We start from the raw sequence: 16,551 nt of genomic DNA on the forward strand, positions 1-16,551 counted from the left end.
GGTCAGCCGGATTCCCGGCATGTCCGGGACCGCATATTTCAGATAGCGTAAATCCACTCATATCGGATGGAATCGGATTGACACCGGCGTAGGTACCCCCAGGAACGCCAGATCCTGCTAACCCTCCTGAACATCGGATCTGGCGTAATGGCGTGACTTCACCCTTCTCCGGGCGGGTGAAAGAGATCGTTAAATTGCGAGATGTCCAGGTCAGGGCAACGACCCGCCATTATGACAGCCACTGACGCCAGCGGTTTCCCGCTGACTCGACTAGACGCCGACCGAAAGCCCATGCAAGCCTGAAATAACAAAGGAATGGAAGATCTAGTTTGACTCCGAGCGCTCGGCGCCCAGAGACAAATCATCTCCATTTCTCGTTGCGACAACAGAACGCAAGAGGGGAGGTGGCGAACATGCAGGCATACGAGCGTCCCACGCTCATGCGAGCCGGGTCCTTCACGAAGACCGGTGTCGGCAACAAGGGTCCTAAGGACCTTCTCGGCGGGAAGCAGCTCCTCTGATTCCTGACCGGAGCCGGGTGGTGGCGGCTCGCCGCCACCACCCGCAACCACTCACAGCCTATCCAGGAAGGCTTCACTCCATGGCCGGACCGTCGTGGTTCGCCGCTCTCCCCGACCACCCGTCGGCGGAGCGGGCGGCCGGGCTCCTGCGCGGAGCCCGCGACCGCGGGATCACCCACCCGTCCGGCCGCCCCTGGATCGTCGGTTCCTGGGCCGACGGCGAGGTGACCACCGGGTGCGCGGGGGCCACGGCGATCGCCGTGATCGGCCAGCACTCGGCCGACCCCGGGCTGCTGGCGGGTGCCGCCGGGCGCATCACCGCGCCCGGCGGCGCCGACCGGCTGGCCGCGTCGCTGGCGGGCGCCTTCCACCTGATCGTCTCGACCCCGGCGGGCATGCGCGTGCAGGGCACCGTCAGCGCCGTCCGCAGGGTGTTCCACGCCGACATCGGCGGCTGCACGGTCGCCGCCGACCAGGCGTACGTGCTCGGGGACGTCATCGACGAGGAGCGGCTGGCCCTGCACCTGCTCGACCCGGGCGTGCTGCATCCGCTCGCCGGCCGTCCCGTCTGGCGCGGTGTGGAGGTCGTCCCGGGCGACCGGTACCTGATCGTGGGCGACCCGGCGGACGGCGCCCCCCGGACGGTCCGGCGCTGGGCCGTGCCGGAGCCGGCGGTACCCATGGCCGAGGGCGCACCGGCGCTGCGCGACGCGCTCGTCGCGTCCGTCGAGGCCCGGACGCGGGCTCATGCCCTGGTCAGCTGTGACCTCGGCGGGCTCGACTCGACCGCCCTGTGCTGCGTGGCGGCGCGCTGTGGCCCGGCGCTCGTGGCCTACACGGCGGAGACCAACGACCCGGACTGCGACGACGAGCGATGGGCCCGGCTCACCGTCGCGGGGCTCGGCGGCGTCGAGCACCACGTCATCCCGGCGCGGGAGATGCCGCTCACCTACGACGGCCTGCTCACCGGGACGGAGCTCGACACCGTGCTCGACGAGCCGTGCGCGGTCGCCGTCGACCGCGAGCGGTTCCTCAGCACCGTCCGGCGGGCCGGGGCACGCGGATCCCGGCTGCACTTCGCGGGGATCGGCGGCGACGAGCTCTTCTACGGCTCGCTCGCCCACCTGCACGCCCTGGTGCGCAGGCGGCCCCGCGTCGCGCTGCGGCACGCACGCGGCTTCGCGGTCAAATACCGGTGGAAGTACGGACGGATGGCCCGCCAGCTGGCCGACGGCACTCCGTACGGTGCCTGGCTCGCCCGGGTCGCCGGCAACCTCACCCTGCCTCCCGAAGGGCTGGACGTTCCGCTGTTCGACTGGGGCTTCGAGCCGCGCCTGCCGCCGTGGACGACGCCCGCGGCGGTGGCGGCGGTGCGCACGCGGATCGAGGAGGCGGCCCGCCACGGCGTCCCGATGGCCGGCGACCGCGGACAGCACCGGGAGCTGGAGTCCATCCGGTCGCTGTCGCGGACCGCGCGCCTCGTCGGCCGGATGGCCGCGCTCGACGGCGTCACCTACGCCACCCCCTACTACGACGACCGCGTCCTGGAGGCCGCCCTGGCGGTGCGGCCCGAGGAACGGATCACGCCATGGCGGTACAAGCCCCTGATCGTGGAGGCGATGCGCGGGATCGTTCCCGAGCGGAGCCGCGCCCGCCAGACCAAGGCCAACGGAACGAGCATCGATGAGCCGGGGTTGCGCCGGCACCGCGCCGACCTGCTCGCTCTGTGCGACGACTCCCGGCTGGCTCGGCTCGGCCTCATCGACGCGGCGGCGCTGCGCGAGATCTGCCTGCGCCCCCAGTCCGAGGACGAGCTGGGCCGCCTCTACACCACTGTGGCGTGCGAGGTATGGCTGCGCGCCCACGACCGCAGGATCGCCGCGACCCGAGGGAGGACGCATGACGCTTCGCCTGCGTGACGGCATGTCGGTCGCCGAGACCGAGTACGGGATGGCGCTGCTCGACGAGAAGAGCGGCGAGTACTGGACGCTCAACCCCACCGGCCTGCTGGTCCTGCGCACGCTGCTGGACGGCGGCGATCTGGACGGGGCCGCCCGGCGGATCACCGACGAGTACGCCGTCGACCTCGACACGGCGGCCGGGGACGTGCGCGCCCTGGTCGGTGAGCTGCACGGCGCCGGCCTGATCACCGAAGGCTGACCGGCGAACGAGCCGGCCGACAAGCGAGAGGCGCGTTCCATGAGCATGCCCGAGGCCGTTTTCCGTGACCCGCGTTCCGTGCCGCCACGGACCAGGCTCCTCACGCGGGTCGTCGTGGTGGCCGCCAGGTTGCTGGCGACGCAGTCCCCGGACCGCATCCGGCGGGTGCTCACCGTCCTGCGGCGCGGAGCGCGGCCCGCCATCCCGGCCGAGGCGGCGGCCGCCCGCGCGTCCGTCGTCGCGGTGAGCCTGACGTGCGCGGGCCGCGAAGGATGCCTCGCCCGCTCGCTGGCCACGGTGCTGTTGTGCAGGCTGCGCGGCCAGTGGCCGGCCTGGTGCGTGGGGGTGCGCCGGATCCCGCCGTTCGGGGCGCACGCGTGGGTGGAGGCGGACGGCGTCATGGTCGGCGAGGAGTTCCCCGACGACTACTTCCGCACGCTCATCACGGTCCGCTAGCAAGATGATCACGCGGATCCTCATGGGACAGCGCGGCTGGGTGGTCCTGGCGGTGGTGCTGAGCCTGGCCGCGTCCGCGCTGGGGCTGACGCAGCCGCTGGTGGTGCGCGAGCTGGTCGGCGCCGCGACGGGCCCCGTCCCCTGGGGGCTGATCGCGCTCCTCGCCGGCCTGTTCGCCGCCTCGACCGCGGTGAAGGCGTTCGTGCGGTACGTCCTCGGCCGCATCGGCGAGACCGTCGTCCTCGGGTTGCGCCTGCGGCTCGTCGACCACGTCCTGCGGCTGCGGATGCGCGAGTACGAGCGCCAGCGGATCGGTGATCTCGTCTCGCGCGTCGGCACCGACACCATGGTGCTGCGCAGGGTCGTCGCCGAGGGCGTCACCGAGGCGGTCGCGGGCACGATCGTCCTCGCCGGGGTCGTCACGCTGATGGTCTGGCTCGACTGGTTCATGTCCCTGGTGGTGGCGGCGCTGGTCATCGCCGGCGCGCTGGTGCTGATCCCGGTCCTCGCCCGCACCGGCAAGGCGTCCTGGCACGCGCAGGAGGCGACCGGCGAGATGACCGCCGACCTGGAGCGCGCGCTGAGCGCCGTCCGCACGGTGCGCGCCGGGACCGCCGAAGACCGCGAGAGCGAACGGATCGCGGCGCGGGCGCGGCGGGCCTGCGCCGAGGGCGTGCGGATGGCCCGGCTCGACGCGGCCGCGGCGACCGCGAGCGACCTGGCGGTGCAGGGGTCCTTCCTGGTGATCCTGCTGGTCGGCGGCGTCCGCGTCGCCACCGGGGCGGGGTCGGTGGCCGACCTGATCGCGTTCCTGCTCTACCTGCTGTACCTGGCCGGGCCGATCGGCTCGCTCTTCGAGGCGGTGAGCGTGGTGCGGCAGGGCTCGGGCGCGCTGCGCCGCATCACCGACGTCCTCGACATGCCGAAGGAGACCGGCGCACTCCAGGGTGCCCTGGCCGACCCGGCGCGGCGGGGCGGCGACGTACTGGAGTTCCGGAACGTCTCGTTCGGCTACGCCCCCGACCGGCCCGTCCTGCGAGGGGTGTCGTTCGCCGTCCCACCGGGCGGCCACGTCGCGCTGATCGGCCGGTCCGGCGCGGGCAAGTCCACGGTCTTCGCGCTCGCCGAGCGGTTCTACGACACCGACCGAGGGATGATCCTCTTCGAGGGCCGCGACGTACGCGCCCTCGACCGCGCCCGCCATCGCGGCCGGATCGGGCTGGTCGAGCAGCACGCCCCGGTGTTCCACGGAACGCTGCGCGAGAATCTGCTGTACGCCCGGCCGGACGCGAGTGACGCCGAGCTGCGGCGGGTCATCGACCTGGCCAACCTCACCGACGTGATCGCGCGCCTGCCGGCCGGGCTCGACACCGAGGTCGGCGAGCACGGCATGCGGCTGTCCGGCGGCGAACGGCAGCGCGTCGCGCTGGCCCGCGCCATGCTCGCGCGGCCCGCCCTGCTCCTGCTCGACGAGCCCACCTCGCAACTCGACCCCGTGAACGAGGCGGCGCTGCGCACGGCCATCGACCAGGTCTCGGCCGAGTGCGCGCTGCTCGTGATCGCCCACCGGTTCGCCACCGTCCAGCCCGCCGATCACGTCATCGTCCTGGACGACGGCGAGGTGGTGGCCGCGGGTCCCCCGGCCGAGCTCATGGAGACCAGTGCCTACTACCGCGGCATGGCGACCGGCGACCCCAGCCGCGGCTTGTGTTAGCACTCACCAACTGGCAAGGAAAGGGCATTGCCGCGCTGCGCGGGGGCGGCGGCTGATGCTGCCGTCTGGCGCTGCCGTCTGGTGACCGCGTTCATGTCTACGGCGGGTCAAGGCATGCGAGAGCGGCGTTGGTCGCCCTTTTTGCGGGGTTGGTCGCCCGTCTGCGGGCCGTGAGGGGTTGGGGTTCGAACTTGGCAGCGAGGTGAGCGGGTGCCGGGGCAATGCGTCAGCGTGACCGCACTCTTGGTGAGGAAGAACCGTGCCGCGCTACGCACGGGGAAGGCTCGGCCACCCCTTTGGCGCGACCGGTCGCCCGCCTGCGGCCTGGCGTGGAGCCGGGGTTCGAGCTTGGCGGCGAGGTGAGCGGGTTGCAGGGCGGTGCGCCAGTGTGGCTGCGTACTTGGTGGTGGGGAAGTGCATTGCCGCGCTGCGCGGAGGAGGCGGGGTGCGGCTGGCGGGTGCGGCTGTGTGGCGTCCGTCCGCTGCGGCTTTGGGGCGCGTGTAGGGCTGGCCGATGTGGTGGTGACGAGGGTGGGTGGGGAGTTTGGCAAGAGCTGCCGACGCGGCCGTAACCATGAGTGCAGGTCGTTGTGTGGGGTGTGGGCGTGCCTGTAGGCCCGGTGCGGGGGGTGCGCCGGGCTGCAGGCTGGAATTTGTGGTGGGTCAGGCCGCGTGGCGGGGATCGTGCCACGGGTTGTCGGCCTGATCATCGGACGGTCTTCGTCTGGATCTCACGGCCTCGTCGGGTGGCAGTGTCCGGTAGACGTAGCGTCCGTGATCGCCTCTGCTGATGTGCATCTGCTTGGGGTTGGCGTGTTTCCACCGGTTGTGCCAGCCGCAGCAGAGCGCGAGTTTGTCGATGTCGGTGGGGCTGTTGCCCAGCGCCCACCCATCGACATGGTCGATTTCGCACAGGAAGCCGGGTACTGCACAGCCCTGTACGGCGCAGGTGTCGTAGAGGGTTTCCAGGACGTGGCGCTGGCCAGGGCTGGCGAGACGGGCGGTGCGGCCCAGGTACAGCGGCACGCCCTTGGCGCCCAGGATCAGTGTCGAGATTCCGGCGTTGAGCGCCAGGCGTCGGATCTGCGCGGCGGGAATCGGTGTGCCGTCGCGGAGCCGTCCGGGGGTGTCGCTGCCGGTCAACGTCTCCAGATGGGCGATGACAGTGATGCGGGTGTCTTTGTGGCCCTGGGACAGGACGGTGGTGAGGGCGGCGGCAGTGCGTTCGGCCAGATCCCGCTGGTCATCGGACCCGGCGGGCTTGGCCAGGGGTGCGATGACGCCGTCGAAAGTGGCGTTGTCCTCGGGGTTGAGGTAGCCGTTGATGAAGCAGCCGCCGTCCAGCGCCCGGCTCTTGACCACCCAGGACCGGTCAAAGCCGCGCTGGACGTCCTTGGGCGGCTTGTCGGTGCCGTTGACCTCGGCGATCAGATCATGGAGCTTGGTGCCGAGCCGGGCGACCTCGTCGACCGGCACCTCCTTCGCAGCGGCCTCCAGCAGGATGCCTTCACCCGCGACACAATCCTCACCGTTCTTCAGCCGCTGCACCGCCTGGGCGATCGTCGTCGCGTACCCCAACGACAACACACCGCGAGCCAGCCCCTCTCGCACCCGATCCAACCGCGGCAACTGACGAGCCAGCGTGACACGCTCCCTGATCCGGCTGTCACGCATCCCCATCCGACACCGCAACCACGCCTGCGTGGACGCCAGCCCACAACCCTTCATCTGCCCGGTGCGATCCACCACACCGATCATCCCGGCCAGCGCGCACTCATACTGGCCGATGACCACGGCCAATTTCTCGGCCAATTCCATGCACGCGGCACCCGATTCGGGGGCAGGGCGGCAGGCGAGGGTGGCGGCGATCGCCGCCGCCGCTTCCACCAACTGCGCAGTGGAAGCGGAACCGAGATCTTGGCCCGCCACGATCGAATTCATACCGTTATTCTACCGTCACGCTCTGCAATATTTTGATCCATTGTGTGATGATAGGTGGCCGTACCTGGCCATCGGTATGTTGGAACCTTGAGCCGGGTTGTCATCCCTCGGTTGTTGCGTGGTTGCGGACGGGGTGAGTCGGAGATTAGGCCGGTTGCTCAAGGCGACGGTTGAGCGGAGCCGAAGTGACCCAATGCGCATATGTGTGGCTTTTCTGGGGTTGCGGTCACGTTGGCTGAGGTTGCGGGAGTCTGGCCATGTGTGGAGAGTAGAGGTGGGCTGTGACCTGGGGTGGCAGCAAAATCCGCGCTCCGCGCGACCAAGGCACGAACCTCAGCCGCCAGCGCACCCGAACGCACCGGACCGCCCCCGGCCCGCTCCCTTCTTTCTTGTCGATGCCACTTTTAAGATCTCCAGCCCCGCCCAACCCACCAGCCGGGTGGAATGGTGCTTCAGAGGGGTGACCGATGCCGCCCACCGCGAAGCGGAAAAGCAGTAATCCGCAGACGCACAAATCCGCACAGAGGTACAAACCTGGTGCACCCACAAGAGGAGGTAGGTAGGCAGGTGCACACCCCGCAGGTATAGGAAAGCCTCAAGCCTCCCGCAACCTTCTTTTGTCGCTGCCGATGTTCGAAGCGAAGTCGCGCGAAGCCGCGGCTGGACGACCGCACTGACCAAAGGGGCGACTGTTGCCGCCAATGATCGCCTCGAGATTGATGCGACAACCCTTACCGCCGACCGACCCTTACCGCCGACCGACGTCCCTGCTTCGGTGCCGACCTGGGTACCCGACGAAGTGACCATTGTCGGCCTTGATCATTTCTCGGGTGCGCCCTGTGCGCCGGGAGCCGGCGGGACTCCGGTCCCGCTTGTCGAGGGCCTCTGCTGGGGGTTGGCCCTCACACGTCGGCGGCTGGGCGGTTGCGGTGCTGGTGGACGGCGAGCGGTTGGGAGAGAAAGCTAAAGGTAAGGTCAGGGTTCATGACAATGCGCCTGGCCGATATCGCGGCCCATGCGGGGGTCAGCGAGGCGACGGTGAGCCGGGTGCTCAACGGGAAGCCGGGCGTGGCGGCGGGGACGCGGCAGGCGGTGCTCACGGCGCTGGACGTGCTCGGATACGAGCGGCCGCCTCGGTTGCGGCAGCAGAAGGCCGGGTTGATCGGGCTGATCGTGCCGGAGCTGAGCAATCCGATTTTTCCGGCGTTCGCGCAGATCATCGAGAACGCGCTGGCGTTGTCGGGGTACGCGGCGGTGCTCTGCACGATGACTCCCGGAGGGATCCGGGAGGACGACTACACCGACCTGCTGCTGGAGCGGGGAGTGTCGGGGATCATCTTCGTCAACGGGGAGCACGCCGATTCGCAGTCGGACGTGTCGCGGTACCGGCGGCTGATCGATCGGGGGCTGCCGGTCGTGCTGATCAACGGGTATCGCGAGGAGATTCCGGCTCCGTTCATCTCGAACGATGACACCGCCTCGCTGGAGATGGCCGTCGCGCATCTGGCCGCGCTGGGGCATCGGCGGATCGGGCTGGCGGTGGGGCAGTCGCGGTTCGTGCCGTCGATCCGGAAGACCGAGGGCTTCCGGCGGGGCATGAAGCAGCTTGGTGTGGAGGACGATCTCGTCGTCCATTCTCTGTTCACGGTGGAGGGCGGGCAGGCGGCGGCGCAGCAGCTGATCGACCGGGGGGCCACGGCGATCTGCTGCGGCAGCGACATCATCGCGATCGGGGCCATCCGGGGGGTGCGGCAGCGGGGGTTGCGGGTGCCGGAGGACGTGTCGGTGGTGGGGTTCGACGACTCGCCGATGACGGCTTATCTGGATCCGCCGTTGACCACGGTGCGGCAGCCGGTGCGGGAGATGGGGCTGGCGGCGGTGGCGAATCTGCTGGAGGAGATCGGGGGCACCCGGGCGCCGCGCGCGGAGCTGCTTCACCGGCCCGAGCTGGTCGTACGCCGCTCCACGGCACCGGTCCGCATGGCGGCCGCTAAGTAACGGTTACGTTTCGAGCCATTGACAGTGGCGTGGCTCACGGTCTTTCCTTCGTGGGAGCGCTCCCACAGGCAACGAGCGAGAGGGGTCCGGTCATGAGACGCGGGCTGACAACAGGGATCGCCGCCGTGCTGGCCGGGCTGCTGACGACAGCGGCGGCCGGCTGCGGCGGTGACGATGACGGCGGCGAGAAGTCGGGCGGCAACATCGAGCTGACCGTCGACATCTTCGGCGAGTTCGGTTACGACCAGCTCTACAAGCAGTACGAGGCGGCACACCCGAACGTCAAGATCAAGCAGCGCAAGGTCGACACGCTCGACAACTACAAGCCGCGGCTCCAGCAGTGGATCGCGACCAACAGCGGCGCCGGCGACGTGGTCGCGCTCGAAGAGGGCATCCTGCCGCTCTACATGCAGCAGAAGGGCAAGTTCGTCAACCTGTACGACTACGGCGGCCGGGAGCTCCAGAACAACTTCCTGCCGTGGAAGTGGCAGATGGGCATCAGCCCGGACGGCCAGCAGCTCGTCGGCCTCGGCACCGACATCGGGCCGCTCGGCATGTGCTACCGGAAGGACCTGTTCAAGAAGGCGGGCCTCCCGACGGAGCGGGACGCGGTCTCCAAGCTCTGGCCGACGTGGGACGCCTACTTCCAGACCGGGCAGAAGTTCACCGGCAAGGCCTCGGGGACCAAGTGGCTCGACGGGCCCACGGCGATCTTCCGTACCACCGTGCTGCAGAACGCCGGCGCGGGACCGGGCTACAGCTTCTTCGACAAGAGCAACAACCTGGTGTTCGACACCAACCCGGCCATCAAGACCGCGTTCGACACGTCGCTGAAGTTCGAGCAGGCGAAGATGACCTCGGACATGTCGATCTTCACCCCGCCGTGGCAGACCGCGCTGAAGCGCGACACGTTCGCCACGATCCCGTGCCCGTCCTGGATGCTCGGCGGCATCGAGGAGTTCTCCGCCGGCTTCGGCAAGGGCAAGTGGGACGTCGCGGCGGTGCCGGGCGGCAGCGGCTACTGGGGCGGCTCGTGGCTGGCGGTGCCCAAGCAGACCAAGCACGCCAAGGAGGCCGCCGACCTCGTCAAGTTCCTGACCAACCCGCAGGGACAGACGGCCGCGTACAAGGACAAGAACGTCTTCCCCTCGTCGCCGCAGGCCGCGCAGGACCCGACGGTGTCCGGCGCCAAGAGCACCTACTTCGGTGACGCCCCGGTCGGCAAGATCTTCGGTGACATGGCCGCCCAGGTGAAGCCGGTCTACCTCGCGCCCAAGAACGAGGACGTGCGCGCGGCGGTCGAGAACGTCCTGATCGCGGTGGGCCAGGGCAAGGTCAAGCCCGAAGAGGCCTGGGCCAAGGCGGTCGACGCCGCCAAGAAGGCCGCCCGGTAGTTCCGAGCCCGCCCGCCCGTACGGCTCAGAGCCGGTCAGCTTCAAGCCGGTCAGTTCAGAGGCAGTCAGCTTCGAGGCGGTCGGCTCAGAGTCGGCCAGCTTCAAGCCGGTCAGCTTCGAGCCGTGCGGTTCCGGGGCCAAGCGGTCCCGGGCCGTGCAGCTCCGGGCCGTGCGGTTCCCAGCCGTGTGAGCCCGGGCCGCGCAGCTCCAGCCGCTCGGCTTCGAGCTCCGTTTGTTCTCAGCCGCGGTGGTGGTGCCGCGATTCCAGGACGATCCGGCACCACCATCGCCCCCACCGTCGAAAGGAGGCCGCATGAGCGTGGACCTTCGCCCCACCCGGAACGGCGGCCCGCCGAAGGCCGCGGAGCCGGAGGCCCCGCGCCGCACCTGGCGGGCCCGCCTCGCCCGGTTCGATCTGAAGGCCTCCCCCTATCTCTTCATCTCGCCGTTCTACCTGGTGTTCCTGGTGTTCGGCGCGTTCCCTCTCGCCTACACGCTCTGGGTCTCCCTGCACGACTGGGGGCTGGCCTCCGGTACGCGCAAGTGGGTCGGCCTGGAGAACTACAGCTATCTCCTCGGGGACGAGGACTTCTGGCACGCTGTCGTCAACACGATCGGCATCTTCTTCCTGGCGACCGTCCCGCAGCTGCTGCTGGCCCTCTTCCTCGCCAACGCGCTCAACCGGCGGATGCGGTCTCCCACGCTGTTCCGCATCGGCATGGTCGCGCCGCTCATCACCTCCACCGCGGCCGTCGCGATCGTGTTCACCCAGCTCTTCGACCGTGACTACGGCTTCGTCAACTGGGGCCTGGACCTCATCGGCATCAGTGCCATCGACTGGCAGGCGAGCCGCGGCTGGTCGTGGGTGGCGATCTCGGCGATGGTCAACTGGCGCTGGATCGGCTACAACGCGCTGATCTACCTGGCCGCGATGCAGGCGATCCCCAAGGACCTGTACGAGGCGGCGGCGATCGACGGGGCCTCCCGGATCCGGCAGTTCTGGCAGATCACGGTGCCGATGCTGCGGCCGACGATCATCTTCACGGTGATCATCTCGACCATCGGCGGGCTGCAGCTGTTCACCGAGCCGGTGCTGTTCAGCGTGGGCACCCCGAACCGCATGGACGGCGGCCCGGTGCACCAGTTCCAGACCGTGACGATGTACATGTTCGACAACGCGTTCGGCCATGACCGGTACGGCTACGGCGCGACCGTGGCCTGGGCCCTCTTCCTGCTCATCATCATCTTCTCGCTGCTCAACTTCGTGTTCGTGCGGCGCACCGGAGGCACGAAATGACCACGCTCTCGCCGGCCCGCCGCCAGCGCGGGCCGTCCCGGCGCGGGCCGGGCAAGCGCGGGCCGGCCCGGCGGATGCGCGGGCTCTGGGACGCCAGCCCGCTGACCTATCTCACGCTGATCGTGGCGCTGGCGCTGTCGATCTTCCCGATCTACTGGATGATCGTCGTGGCGACGCGCACGAACGACGTCGTCTCGGACGTGCCGCCGCCGGTCCTGCCGGGCGGGAAGCTCGGCGACAACGTGAGCCGCCTGTTCGGCACCGAGGACGTCTACTTCGCCAAGGGCCTGATCAACTCGTTCATCGCGTCCGGCGCGGTCACGATCTCCACGGTGTTCTTCGCCTCGCTGGCCGGGTTCGCGTTCGCCAAGCTGCGCTTCCGCGGCAAGAACGGCCTGCTGCTGACGATCATCGCGACGATGATGATCCCCGTCCAGATGGGCATCGTGCCGCTCTACATGATCATGGTGGAGCTGGGCTGGCAGAACAAGCTGCAGGCCGTCATCATCCCGTTCCTGGTCACCGGGTTCGGCGTGTTCATGATGCGGCAGTACGCCGACCAGGCGGTGCCCGACGAGCTCATCGAGGCGGCCCGCGTCGACGGCTGCACCACGTTCGGCATCTACTGGCGCGTCGTGCTGCCCGCGCTGCGCCCGGCGGCCGGCGTGCTCGGGCTCTTCACGTTCATGCAGACGTGGAACGAGTTCATGTGGCCGCTGGCGGTGCTGACGCCCGACAACCCCACCGTGCAGTTGTCCATCAACAACCTGGCCAACGCCTATTTCAAGGACTACACGCTCATGTTCGCCGGGACGACCATCGCGATCCTCCCGCTGCTGGTCGTGTTCGTCGTGTTCGGCCGCCAGATCATCGGCGGCATCATGGAAGGTGCGATCAAGGCGTGACATCCCTACAGCGGTCTTCCGGCCAGCAGCCTTCCGGCCAGCACCCGTTCCCCGCGGACTTCCGCTGGGGCGCCGCCACCGCCGCGTACCAGATCGAGGGCGCGGCCGCCGAGGACGGGCGCGGGCCGTCGGTCTGGGACACCTTCGCCCGGACGCCCGGCAAGGTGCTCGGCGGCGACACCGGCGACGTGGCCGTCGACCATTACCACCGGTTCCGCGAGGACGTCGCGCTGATGGCCGACATGGGCCTGCGCGCGTACCGCTTCTCGGTCTCGTGGTCGCGGATCCAGCCGTACGGTTCCGGGCCCGCCAACCTGCGCGGCCTCGACTTCTACCGGCGCCTGGTGGACGAGCTCCTCGGCGCGGGCATCGAGCCGTGGCCGACGCTCTACCACTGGGACCTGCCCCAGACGCTCGAGGACGCCGGCGGCTGGCCGGAACGCGACACCGCGCACCGCTTCGCCGACTACGCGACGCTCGTGCACGACGCCCTCGGCGACCGCGTCCGGCACTGGACGACGATCAACGAGCCGTGGTGCGCCGCGTTCCTCGGATACGCCTCGGGCGAGCACGCGCCCGGCCGGCTCGAACCGGCCGCCTCGCTGCACGCCGCGCACCACATGATGCTCGGGCACGGCCTCGCCGTCGAGGCGATGCGCTCGCGGCGCCCCGACAACCGTTTCGGCGCCGCGGTCAACCTCTACGCGATCTCCCCGGCGAGCCCCGTCAACGCCGACCTGGACGCCGCCCGCCGCATCGACGGGATGCAGAACCGGTTCTTCCTCGACCCGCTCCTGCGCGGCGCCTACCCGGCGGACGTGCTGACGGACCTGGAGGGCCTCGGCTTCGACGTCGCCATCAAGGACGGCGACCTGGCCACGATCAACCAGCCGATCGACCAGCTCGGCGTCAACTACTACTCGCGGTTCACCGTCTCGGGGTTGCCGGGCGAGGCGACGCAGGCGGTGTCGTCCCCGTTCTCCTCCCACTCCCCCTGGGTCGGCAGCGACTTCGTGCGGTTCGTCGACGGCGGGCGGCCGGTCACCGGGATGGGCTGGGAGATCGACGAGAGCGGCCTGCACGAGATCCTGACCCGGCTGCACACCGAGTACCCGCGGGTCGACCTCTACATCACCGAGAACGGGGCCGGCTACGACGAGACCCTGAACGGCGACGACACGATCAACGACCACGAGCGCGTGGCCTATCTCGACGCGCATCTGCGGGCCTGCCACACGGCCATCAGCGATGGCGTACCCTTGCGCGGCTACTTCACGTGGTCGTTGCTGGATAATTTCGAGTGGTCATGGGGCTACTCCAAGCGTTTCGGCCTGGTCCACGTCGACTACGCCACGCAGCGGCGGGTGCCCAAGGAGAGCGCGCGCTGGTACGCGGCGGTGATCCGGCAGGGCGGACTGCCCGTCCGCCGCTGACGAGACGCCGCTGACGAGAAGGGGGCGGACTGAGCCGATGAAGGTCCGATGACGGTGCGGCGCGCGCAGGCGCGCCCCACCCTGGAGGAAGTGGCGGCCCGGGCCGGGGTCGGGCGGGGCACCGTCTCGCGCGTCATCAACGGGTCGCCGCGGGTGAGCGAGCAGGCCCGCGAGGCGGTGCTCCAGGCGATCGACGAGCTGGGGTACGTGCCGAACCGGGCCGCCCGGACGCTGGTCACCCGGCGCACCGACACGGTGGCGCTGGTCGTGGCCGAGTCCGAGCAGCGGCTGTTCGATGAGCCGTTCTTCGCGGGGATCATCCGGGGGATCAGTTCCGAGCTGAACGCCACCGGGCTGCAGATGCTCCTCGCGCTGGCGCAGTCGCCCGACGAGTACGCCCGGCTGGAGCACTACCTGACCGGGCAGCACGTCGACGGGGTGCTGCTGACCTCGCTGCACGGCGACGACCCGCTGCCCGCCAAGCTGGAGGCGGGCGGCGTGCCGACCGTGCTCGGCGGCTGCCCGCCCGGGCTCTCCCCCGTCAGCTACGTGGACGTCGACAACCGCAACGGCGCGCGGCAGGCCGTCGAGTACCTCGTCGAGCAGGGCCGCCGGCGGATCGCGACGGTGGCCGGCCCGCAGGACATGGGCGTGGGCATCGACCGGCTCGCGGGCTACCGCGACGCGGTCGCCGCGGCCGGGCTGCCCGAGCTGATCGCGTACGGCGACTTCGGCGAGGCGAGCGGCGGCACCGCGACCGAGGAACTGCTGGCCCTGGAGCCCGGGCTCGACGCGATCTTCGCGGCGGACGACCCGATGGCGCTCGGCGCGATGCACGTCCTGCACAAGGTCGGCCGCCGCATCCCCGAGGACGTCGCGGTCATCGGCTTCGAAGACTCGGCCCGCGCGCCGCTGGCCGACCCGCCGCTCACCAGCGTCCACCAGTCGAACGAGGAGATGGGCCGGCAGATGGCCCGGCTGCTGATCTCCCGCATCCAGGGCGAGCAGGTCGCCGCCCCCGTCGTCATCCTGGAGACGCACCTGGTGCTCCGCGACTCGGCCTGATCGCGACTGGCTCGATCACGCCGCGTTCGCGGAGCACCGGCGCGCCCGGCCCGATCGGACCGGGCCGGGCGGGGGCAAGCCGGTCAGCTTGCGCGGCAGGCCGTGCCGTTGAGGGCGAACGTGGCGGGCGCCGCGTTCGTCCCGGTGTACGAGGCGTTGAAGCCGATCGAGGCCGAGGCCCCGGCGGCGAGCGTGCCGTTCCAGGAGGCGTTGGCGGCCGTCACGTCCCGTCCGGTCTGCGACCATCCGGCGTTCCAGCCCTGGGTGACCTTCTGGTCACCGGGGAAGGCGAACGTGAGGCGCCAGCCGTTGATCGGCGTGGTTCCGCGGTTGGTGACGGTGACCGCGGCGGTGAAGCCCGCGTTCCACTGGCTCTCCACCTTGTAGGCGACCGCGCAGGCGGCGGTGGGGCCGGGGTCGCCGGGGGTGCCTCCGAGGGCCGTGCGGAGCGCGTTGTACGCGGGCTTGGGCCTGAGGTTCTCGTCGTACGGCAGCGCGGCGCCCTCCCCGGGGAAGACGCTCGGGATCCAGGAGTACTTGTCGGTGTAGTCCCAGATCGTGATCCCGACGCAGCGGGAGACCGCCAGGCACGCCTTGGTGACGTCGGAGTACCAGGTGGCCTGGGTAGCGAGTTTGGTGGCGTCCGCAGGCAGGTTCATGCGGATGTCCAGCTCGGTGATGGCCACGTCCACGCCGAGGTCGGCGAAGCGCCGCAGGTTCTCCTGCATCTTGTACGGGAAGCCGTACTGCAGCGCCAGATGCCCCTGGAATCCAACGCCGTCGATGGGCACGCCCTGCGCCTTGAGCGACTTCACCAGGTTGTACATGCCGTCGCTCTTCGCGCCGAGCCCGTCGGTGTTGTAGTCGTTGATGTAGAGCTTGGCGGCGGGGTCGGCCGCGCGGGCGGCGCGCAGCGCGTCGGCGATGTAGCTCTGGCCGAGCGTGCGGTAGAAGACGGAGTCGCGGAACGTGCCGTCCTCGTTGAACGGCTCGTTCACCACGTCCCAGTGCGCGAGCTTGCCCTTGAAGTGGGTGGCCACGGTCGTGACGTGGTTCTGCAGGATGGAGCGCAGTTCGGTGGCGGGAAAGCCTCCGTTCGACACCCAGCCCGGCAGCTGGCTGTGCCAGACGAGCGTGTGCCCGCGCACGCGCTGGGAATTCCTCTGAGCGAGAGCGACGACCTCATCTCCGCGTGCGAAGGAGAACTGTCCTCGCTGCGGTTCGGTCGCGTCCCATTTCATCGAGTTGCCGGGAGTGATCGAATTGAATTCGCTTCCCAGGATCGCGACATAGGGCGCGTCGGTCAGCTCGGGATTGTCGGTGGCCGAGCCGAAGTAGCGGCCTTTGGCCGCGGCGAGTTCGCCCAGCGTCGGTTCGGCGGCCTGCGCGGGCGGGACGACGAGGGCCACCAGGAGGGCTAGCGCGAAAACGAGTGCGAGCAGGGGTTGAGACGGACGGGGCGGGAGCATCGAACTGCCTTTCTGCGCGTGGAAATGCCTACCGGCCCCAGATATGGGAGCGCTCCCACATCACCTCGACGATAACCCGTCCCGCAGGCACTGGGAAGGCCCGAACAGGTCCGAAAATCTGATCTTCGCCGGAGGCCTTCCCGCGGCAGACCCCCTTGCCGAGCCCCCGCCATAACCATTGTGTCTTACGTCTTGACA

13 protein-coding genes are annotated in these 16,551 nt (G+C 69.7%); 11 read left to right on the plus strand and 2 right to left on the minus strand.

The genetic code is table 11. The features are described 5' to 3' along the window. Positions 1 to 413 precede the first annotated feature (413 nt). The 5 genes from ACGFNU_RS26930 to ACGFNU_RS26950 all read left to right on the plus strand — a co-directional run bounded on the left by ACGFNU_RS26930 (position 414) and on the right by ACGFNU_RS26950 (position 4,851). Positions 414 to 521, plus strand: coding sequence for a keywimysin-related RiPP (locus ACGFNU_RS26930; protein WP_392597892.1), 108 nt, complete (start codon positions 414 to 416; stop codon positions 519 to 521). An 80-nt stretch (positions 522 to 601) separates the two neighbouring features. Beyond that, positions 602 to 2,440, plus strand: a complete 1,839-nt coding sequence (locus tag ACGFNU_RS26935; protein WP_392597894.1) for an asparagine synthase-related protein — start codon at positions 602 to 604, stop codon at positions 2,438 to 2,440. Continuing rightward, entirely contained in the window at positions 2,421 to 2,681 is a 261-nt protein-coding gene (locus tag ACGFNU_RS26940) for a lasso peptide biosynthesis PqqD family chaperone (RefSeq protein WP_392597895.1), read from the plus strand. Before ACGFNU_RS26935 ends, ACGFNU_RS26940 begins: the two co-directional genes overlap by 20 nt. Positions 2,682 to 2,720: 39 nt before the next feature. Then, on the plus strand, positions 2,721 to 3,137 hold the full coding sequence (locus tag ACGFNU_RS26945; RefSeq protein WP_392597897.1) for a lasso peptide biosynthesis B2 protein: 417 nt from the start codon (positions 2,721 to 2,723) through the stop codon (positions 3,135 to 3,137). 4 nt (positions 3,138 to 3,141) lie between these two features. Next, on the plus strand, positions 3,142 to 4,851 hold the full coding sequence (locus ACGFNU_RS26950; protein WP_392597899.1) for an ABC transporter ATP-binding protein: 1,710 nt from the start codon (positions 3,142 to 3,144) through the stop codon (positions 4,849 to 4,851). A 663-nt stretch (positions 4,852 to 5,514) separates the two neighbouring features. Here the strand turns inward: ACGFNU_RS26950 and ACGFNU_RS26955 are convergent. After that, on the minus strand, positions 5,515 to 6,792 hold the full coding sequence (locus ACGFNU_RS26955) for a DUF222 domain-containing protein (protein ID WP_392597901.1): 1,278 nt from the start codon (positions 6,790 to 6,792) through the stop codon (positions 5,515 to 5,517). Positions 6,793 to 7,776: 984 nt separating this feature from the next. Here ACGFNU_RS26955 and ACGFNU_RS26960 point away from each other — a divergent pair. The 6 genes from ACGFNU_RS26960 (at position 7,777) to ACGFNU_RS26985 (ending at position 14,884) form a co-directional block, all read left to right on the plus strand. Further along, positions 7,777 to 8,790, plus strand: a complete 1,014-nt coding sequence (locus ACGFNU_RS26960) for a LacI family DNA-binding transcriptional regulator (RefSeq protein ID WP_392597903.1) — start codon at positions 7,777 to 7,779, stop codon at positions 8,788 to 8,790. Positions 8,791 to 8,882: 92 nt separating this feature from the next. After that, on the plus strand, positions 8,883 to 10,184 hold the full coding sequence (locus ACGFNU_RS26965) for an extracellular solute-binding protein (RefSeq protein WP_392597905.1): 1,302 nt from the start codon (positions 8,883 to 8,885) through the stop codon (positions 10,182 to 10,184). 313 nt (positions 10,185 to 10,497) lie between these two features. Continuing rightward, on the plus strand, positions 10,498 to 11,481 hold the full coding sequence (locus ACGFNU_RS26970; RefSeq protein ID WP_392597907.1) for a carbohydrate ABC transporter permease: 984 nt from the start codon (positions 10,498 to 10,500) through the stop codon (positions 11,479 to 11,481). Continuing rightward, positions 11,478 to 12,386 (plus strand): carbohydrate ABC transporter permease, encoded by a 909-nt coding sequence (locus tag ACGFNU_RS26975; protein WP_392597909.1) that lies wholly within the window; start codon positions 11,478 to 11,480, stop codon positions 12,384 to 12,386. The genes ACGFNU_RS26970 and ACGFNU_RS26975 overlap by 4 nt, the downstream gene beginning before the upstream one ends. Then, positions 12,383 to 13,819, plus strand: coding sequence for a GH1 family beta-glucosidase (locus ACGFNU_RS26980; RefSeq protein ID WP_392597910.1), 1,437 nt, complete (start codon positions 12,383 to 12,385; stop codon positions 13,817 to 13,819). The genes ACGFNU_RS26975 and ACGFNU_RS26980 overlap by 4 nt, the downstream gene beginning before the upstream one ends. Before the next feature lie 48 nt (positions 13,820 to 13,867). Beyond that, positions 13,868 to 14,884 (plus strand): LacI family DNA-binding transcriptional regulator, encoded by a 1,017-nt coding sequence (locus ACGFNU_RS26985; protein WP_392597912.1) that lies wholly within the window; start codon positions 13,868 to 13,870, stop codon positions 14,882 to 14,884. An 83-nt stretch (positions 14,885 to 14,967) separates the two neighbouring features. Here the strand turns inward: ACGFNU_RS26985 and ACGFNU_RS26990 are convergent, their stop codons facing one another. After that, positions 14,968 to 16,353, minus strand: a complete 1,386-nt coding sequence (locus tag ACGFNU_RS26990) for an endo-1,4-beta-xylanase (protein ID WP_392597913.1) — start codon at positions 16,351 to 16,353, stop codon at positions 14,968 to 14,970. Positions 16,354 to 16,551: the final 198 nt, after the last annotated feature.

It is taken from the genome of Spirillospora sp. NPDC048911 (assembly GCF_043198015.1).
GTDB lineage: Bacteria > Actinomycetota > Actinomycetes > Streptosporangiales > Streptosporangiaceae > Spirillospora.

Excerpts from the sequence above, each read along its gene's own strand:
- ACGFNU_RS26930 (WP_392597892.1), top strand. The coding sequence starts at position 414 with ATGCAGGCATACGAGCGTCCCACGCTCATGCGAGCCGGGTCCTTCACG.
- ACGFNU_RS26935 (WP_392597894.1), top strand. The coding sequence starts at position 602 with ATGGCCGGACCGTCGTGGTTCGCCGCTCTCCCCGACCACCCGTCGGCG.
- ACGFNU_RS26940 (WP_392597895.1), top strand. The coding sequence starts at position 2,421 with ATGACGCTTCGCCTGCGTGACGGCATGTCGGTCGCCGAGACCGAGTAC.
- ACGFNU_RS26945 (WP_392597897.1), top strand. The coding sequence starts at position 2,721 with ATGAGCATGCCCGAGGCCGTTTTCCGTGACCCGCGTTCCGTGCCGCCA.
- ACGFNU_RS26950 (WP_392597899.1), top strand. The coding sequence starts at position 3,142 with ATGATCACGCGGATCCTCATGGGACAGCGCGGCTGGGTGGTCCTGGCG.
- ACGFNU_RS26955 (WP_392597901.1), bottom strand. The coding sequence starts at position 6,792 with ATGAATTCGATCGTGGCGGGCCAAGATCTCGGTTCCGCTTCCACTGCG.
- ACGFNU_RS26960 (WP_392597903.1), top strand. The coding sequence starts at position 7,777 with ATGACAATGCGCCTGGCCGATATCGCGGCCCATGCGGGGGTCAGCGAG.
- ACGFNU_RS26965 (WP_392597905.1), top strand. The coding sequence starts at position 8,883 with ATGAGACGCGGGCTGACAACAGGGATCGCCGCCGTGCTGGCCGGGCTG.
- ACGFNU_RS26970 (WP_392597907.1), top strand. The coding sequence starts at position 10,498 with ATGAGCGTGGACCTTCGCCCCACCCGGAACGGCGGCCCGCCGAAGGCC.
- ACGFNU_RS26975 (WP_392597909.1), top strand. The coding sequence starts at position 11,478 with ATGACCACGCTCTCGCCGGCCCGCCGCCAGCGCGGGCCGTCCCGGCGC.
- ACGFNU_RS26985 (WP_392597912.1), top strand. The coding sequence starts at position 13,868 with ATGACGGTGCGGCGCGCGCAGGCGCGCCCCACCCTGGAGGAAGTGGCG.
- ACGFNU_RS26990 (WP_392597913.1), bottom strand. The coding sequence starts at position 16,353 with ATGCTCCCGCCCCGTCCGTCTCAACCCCTGCTCGCACTCGTTTTCGCG.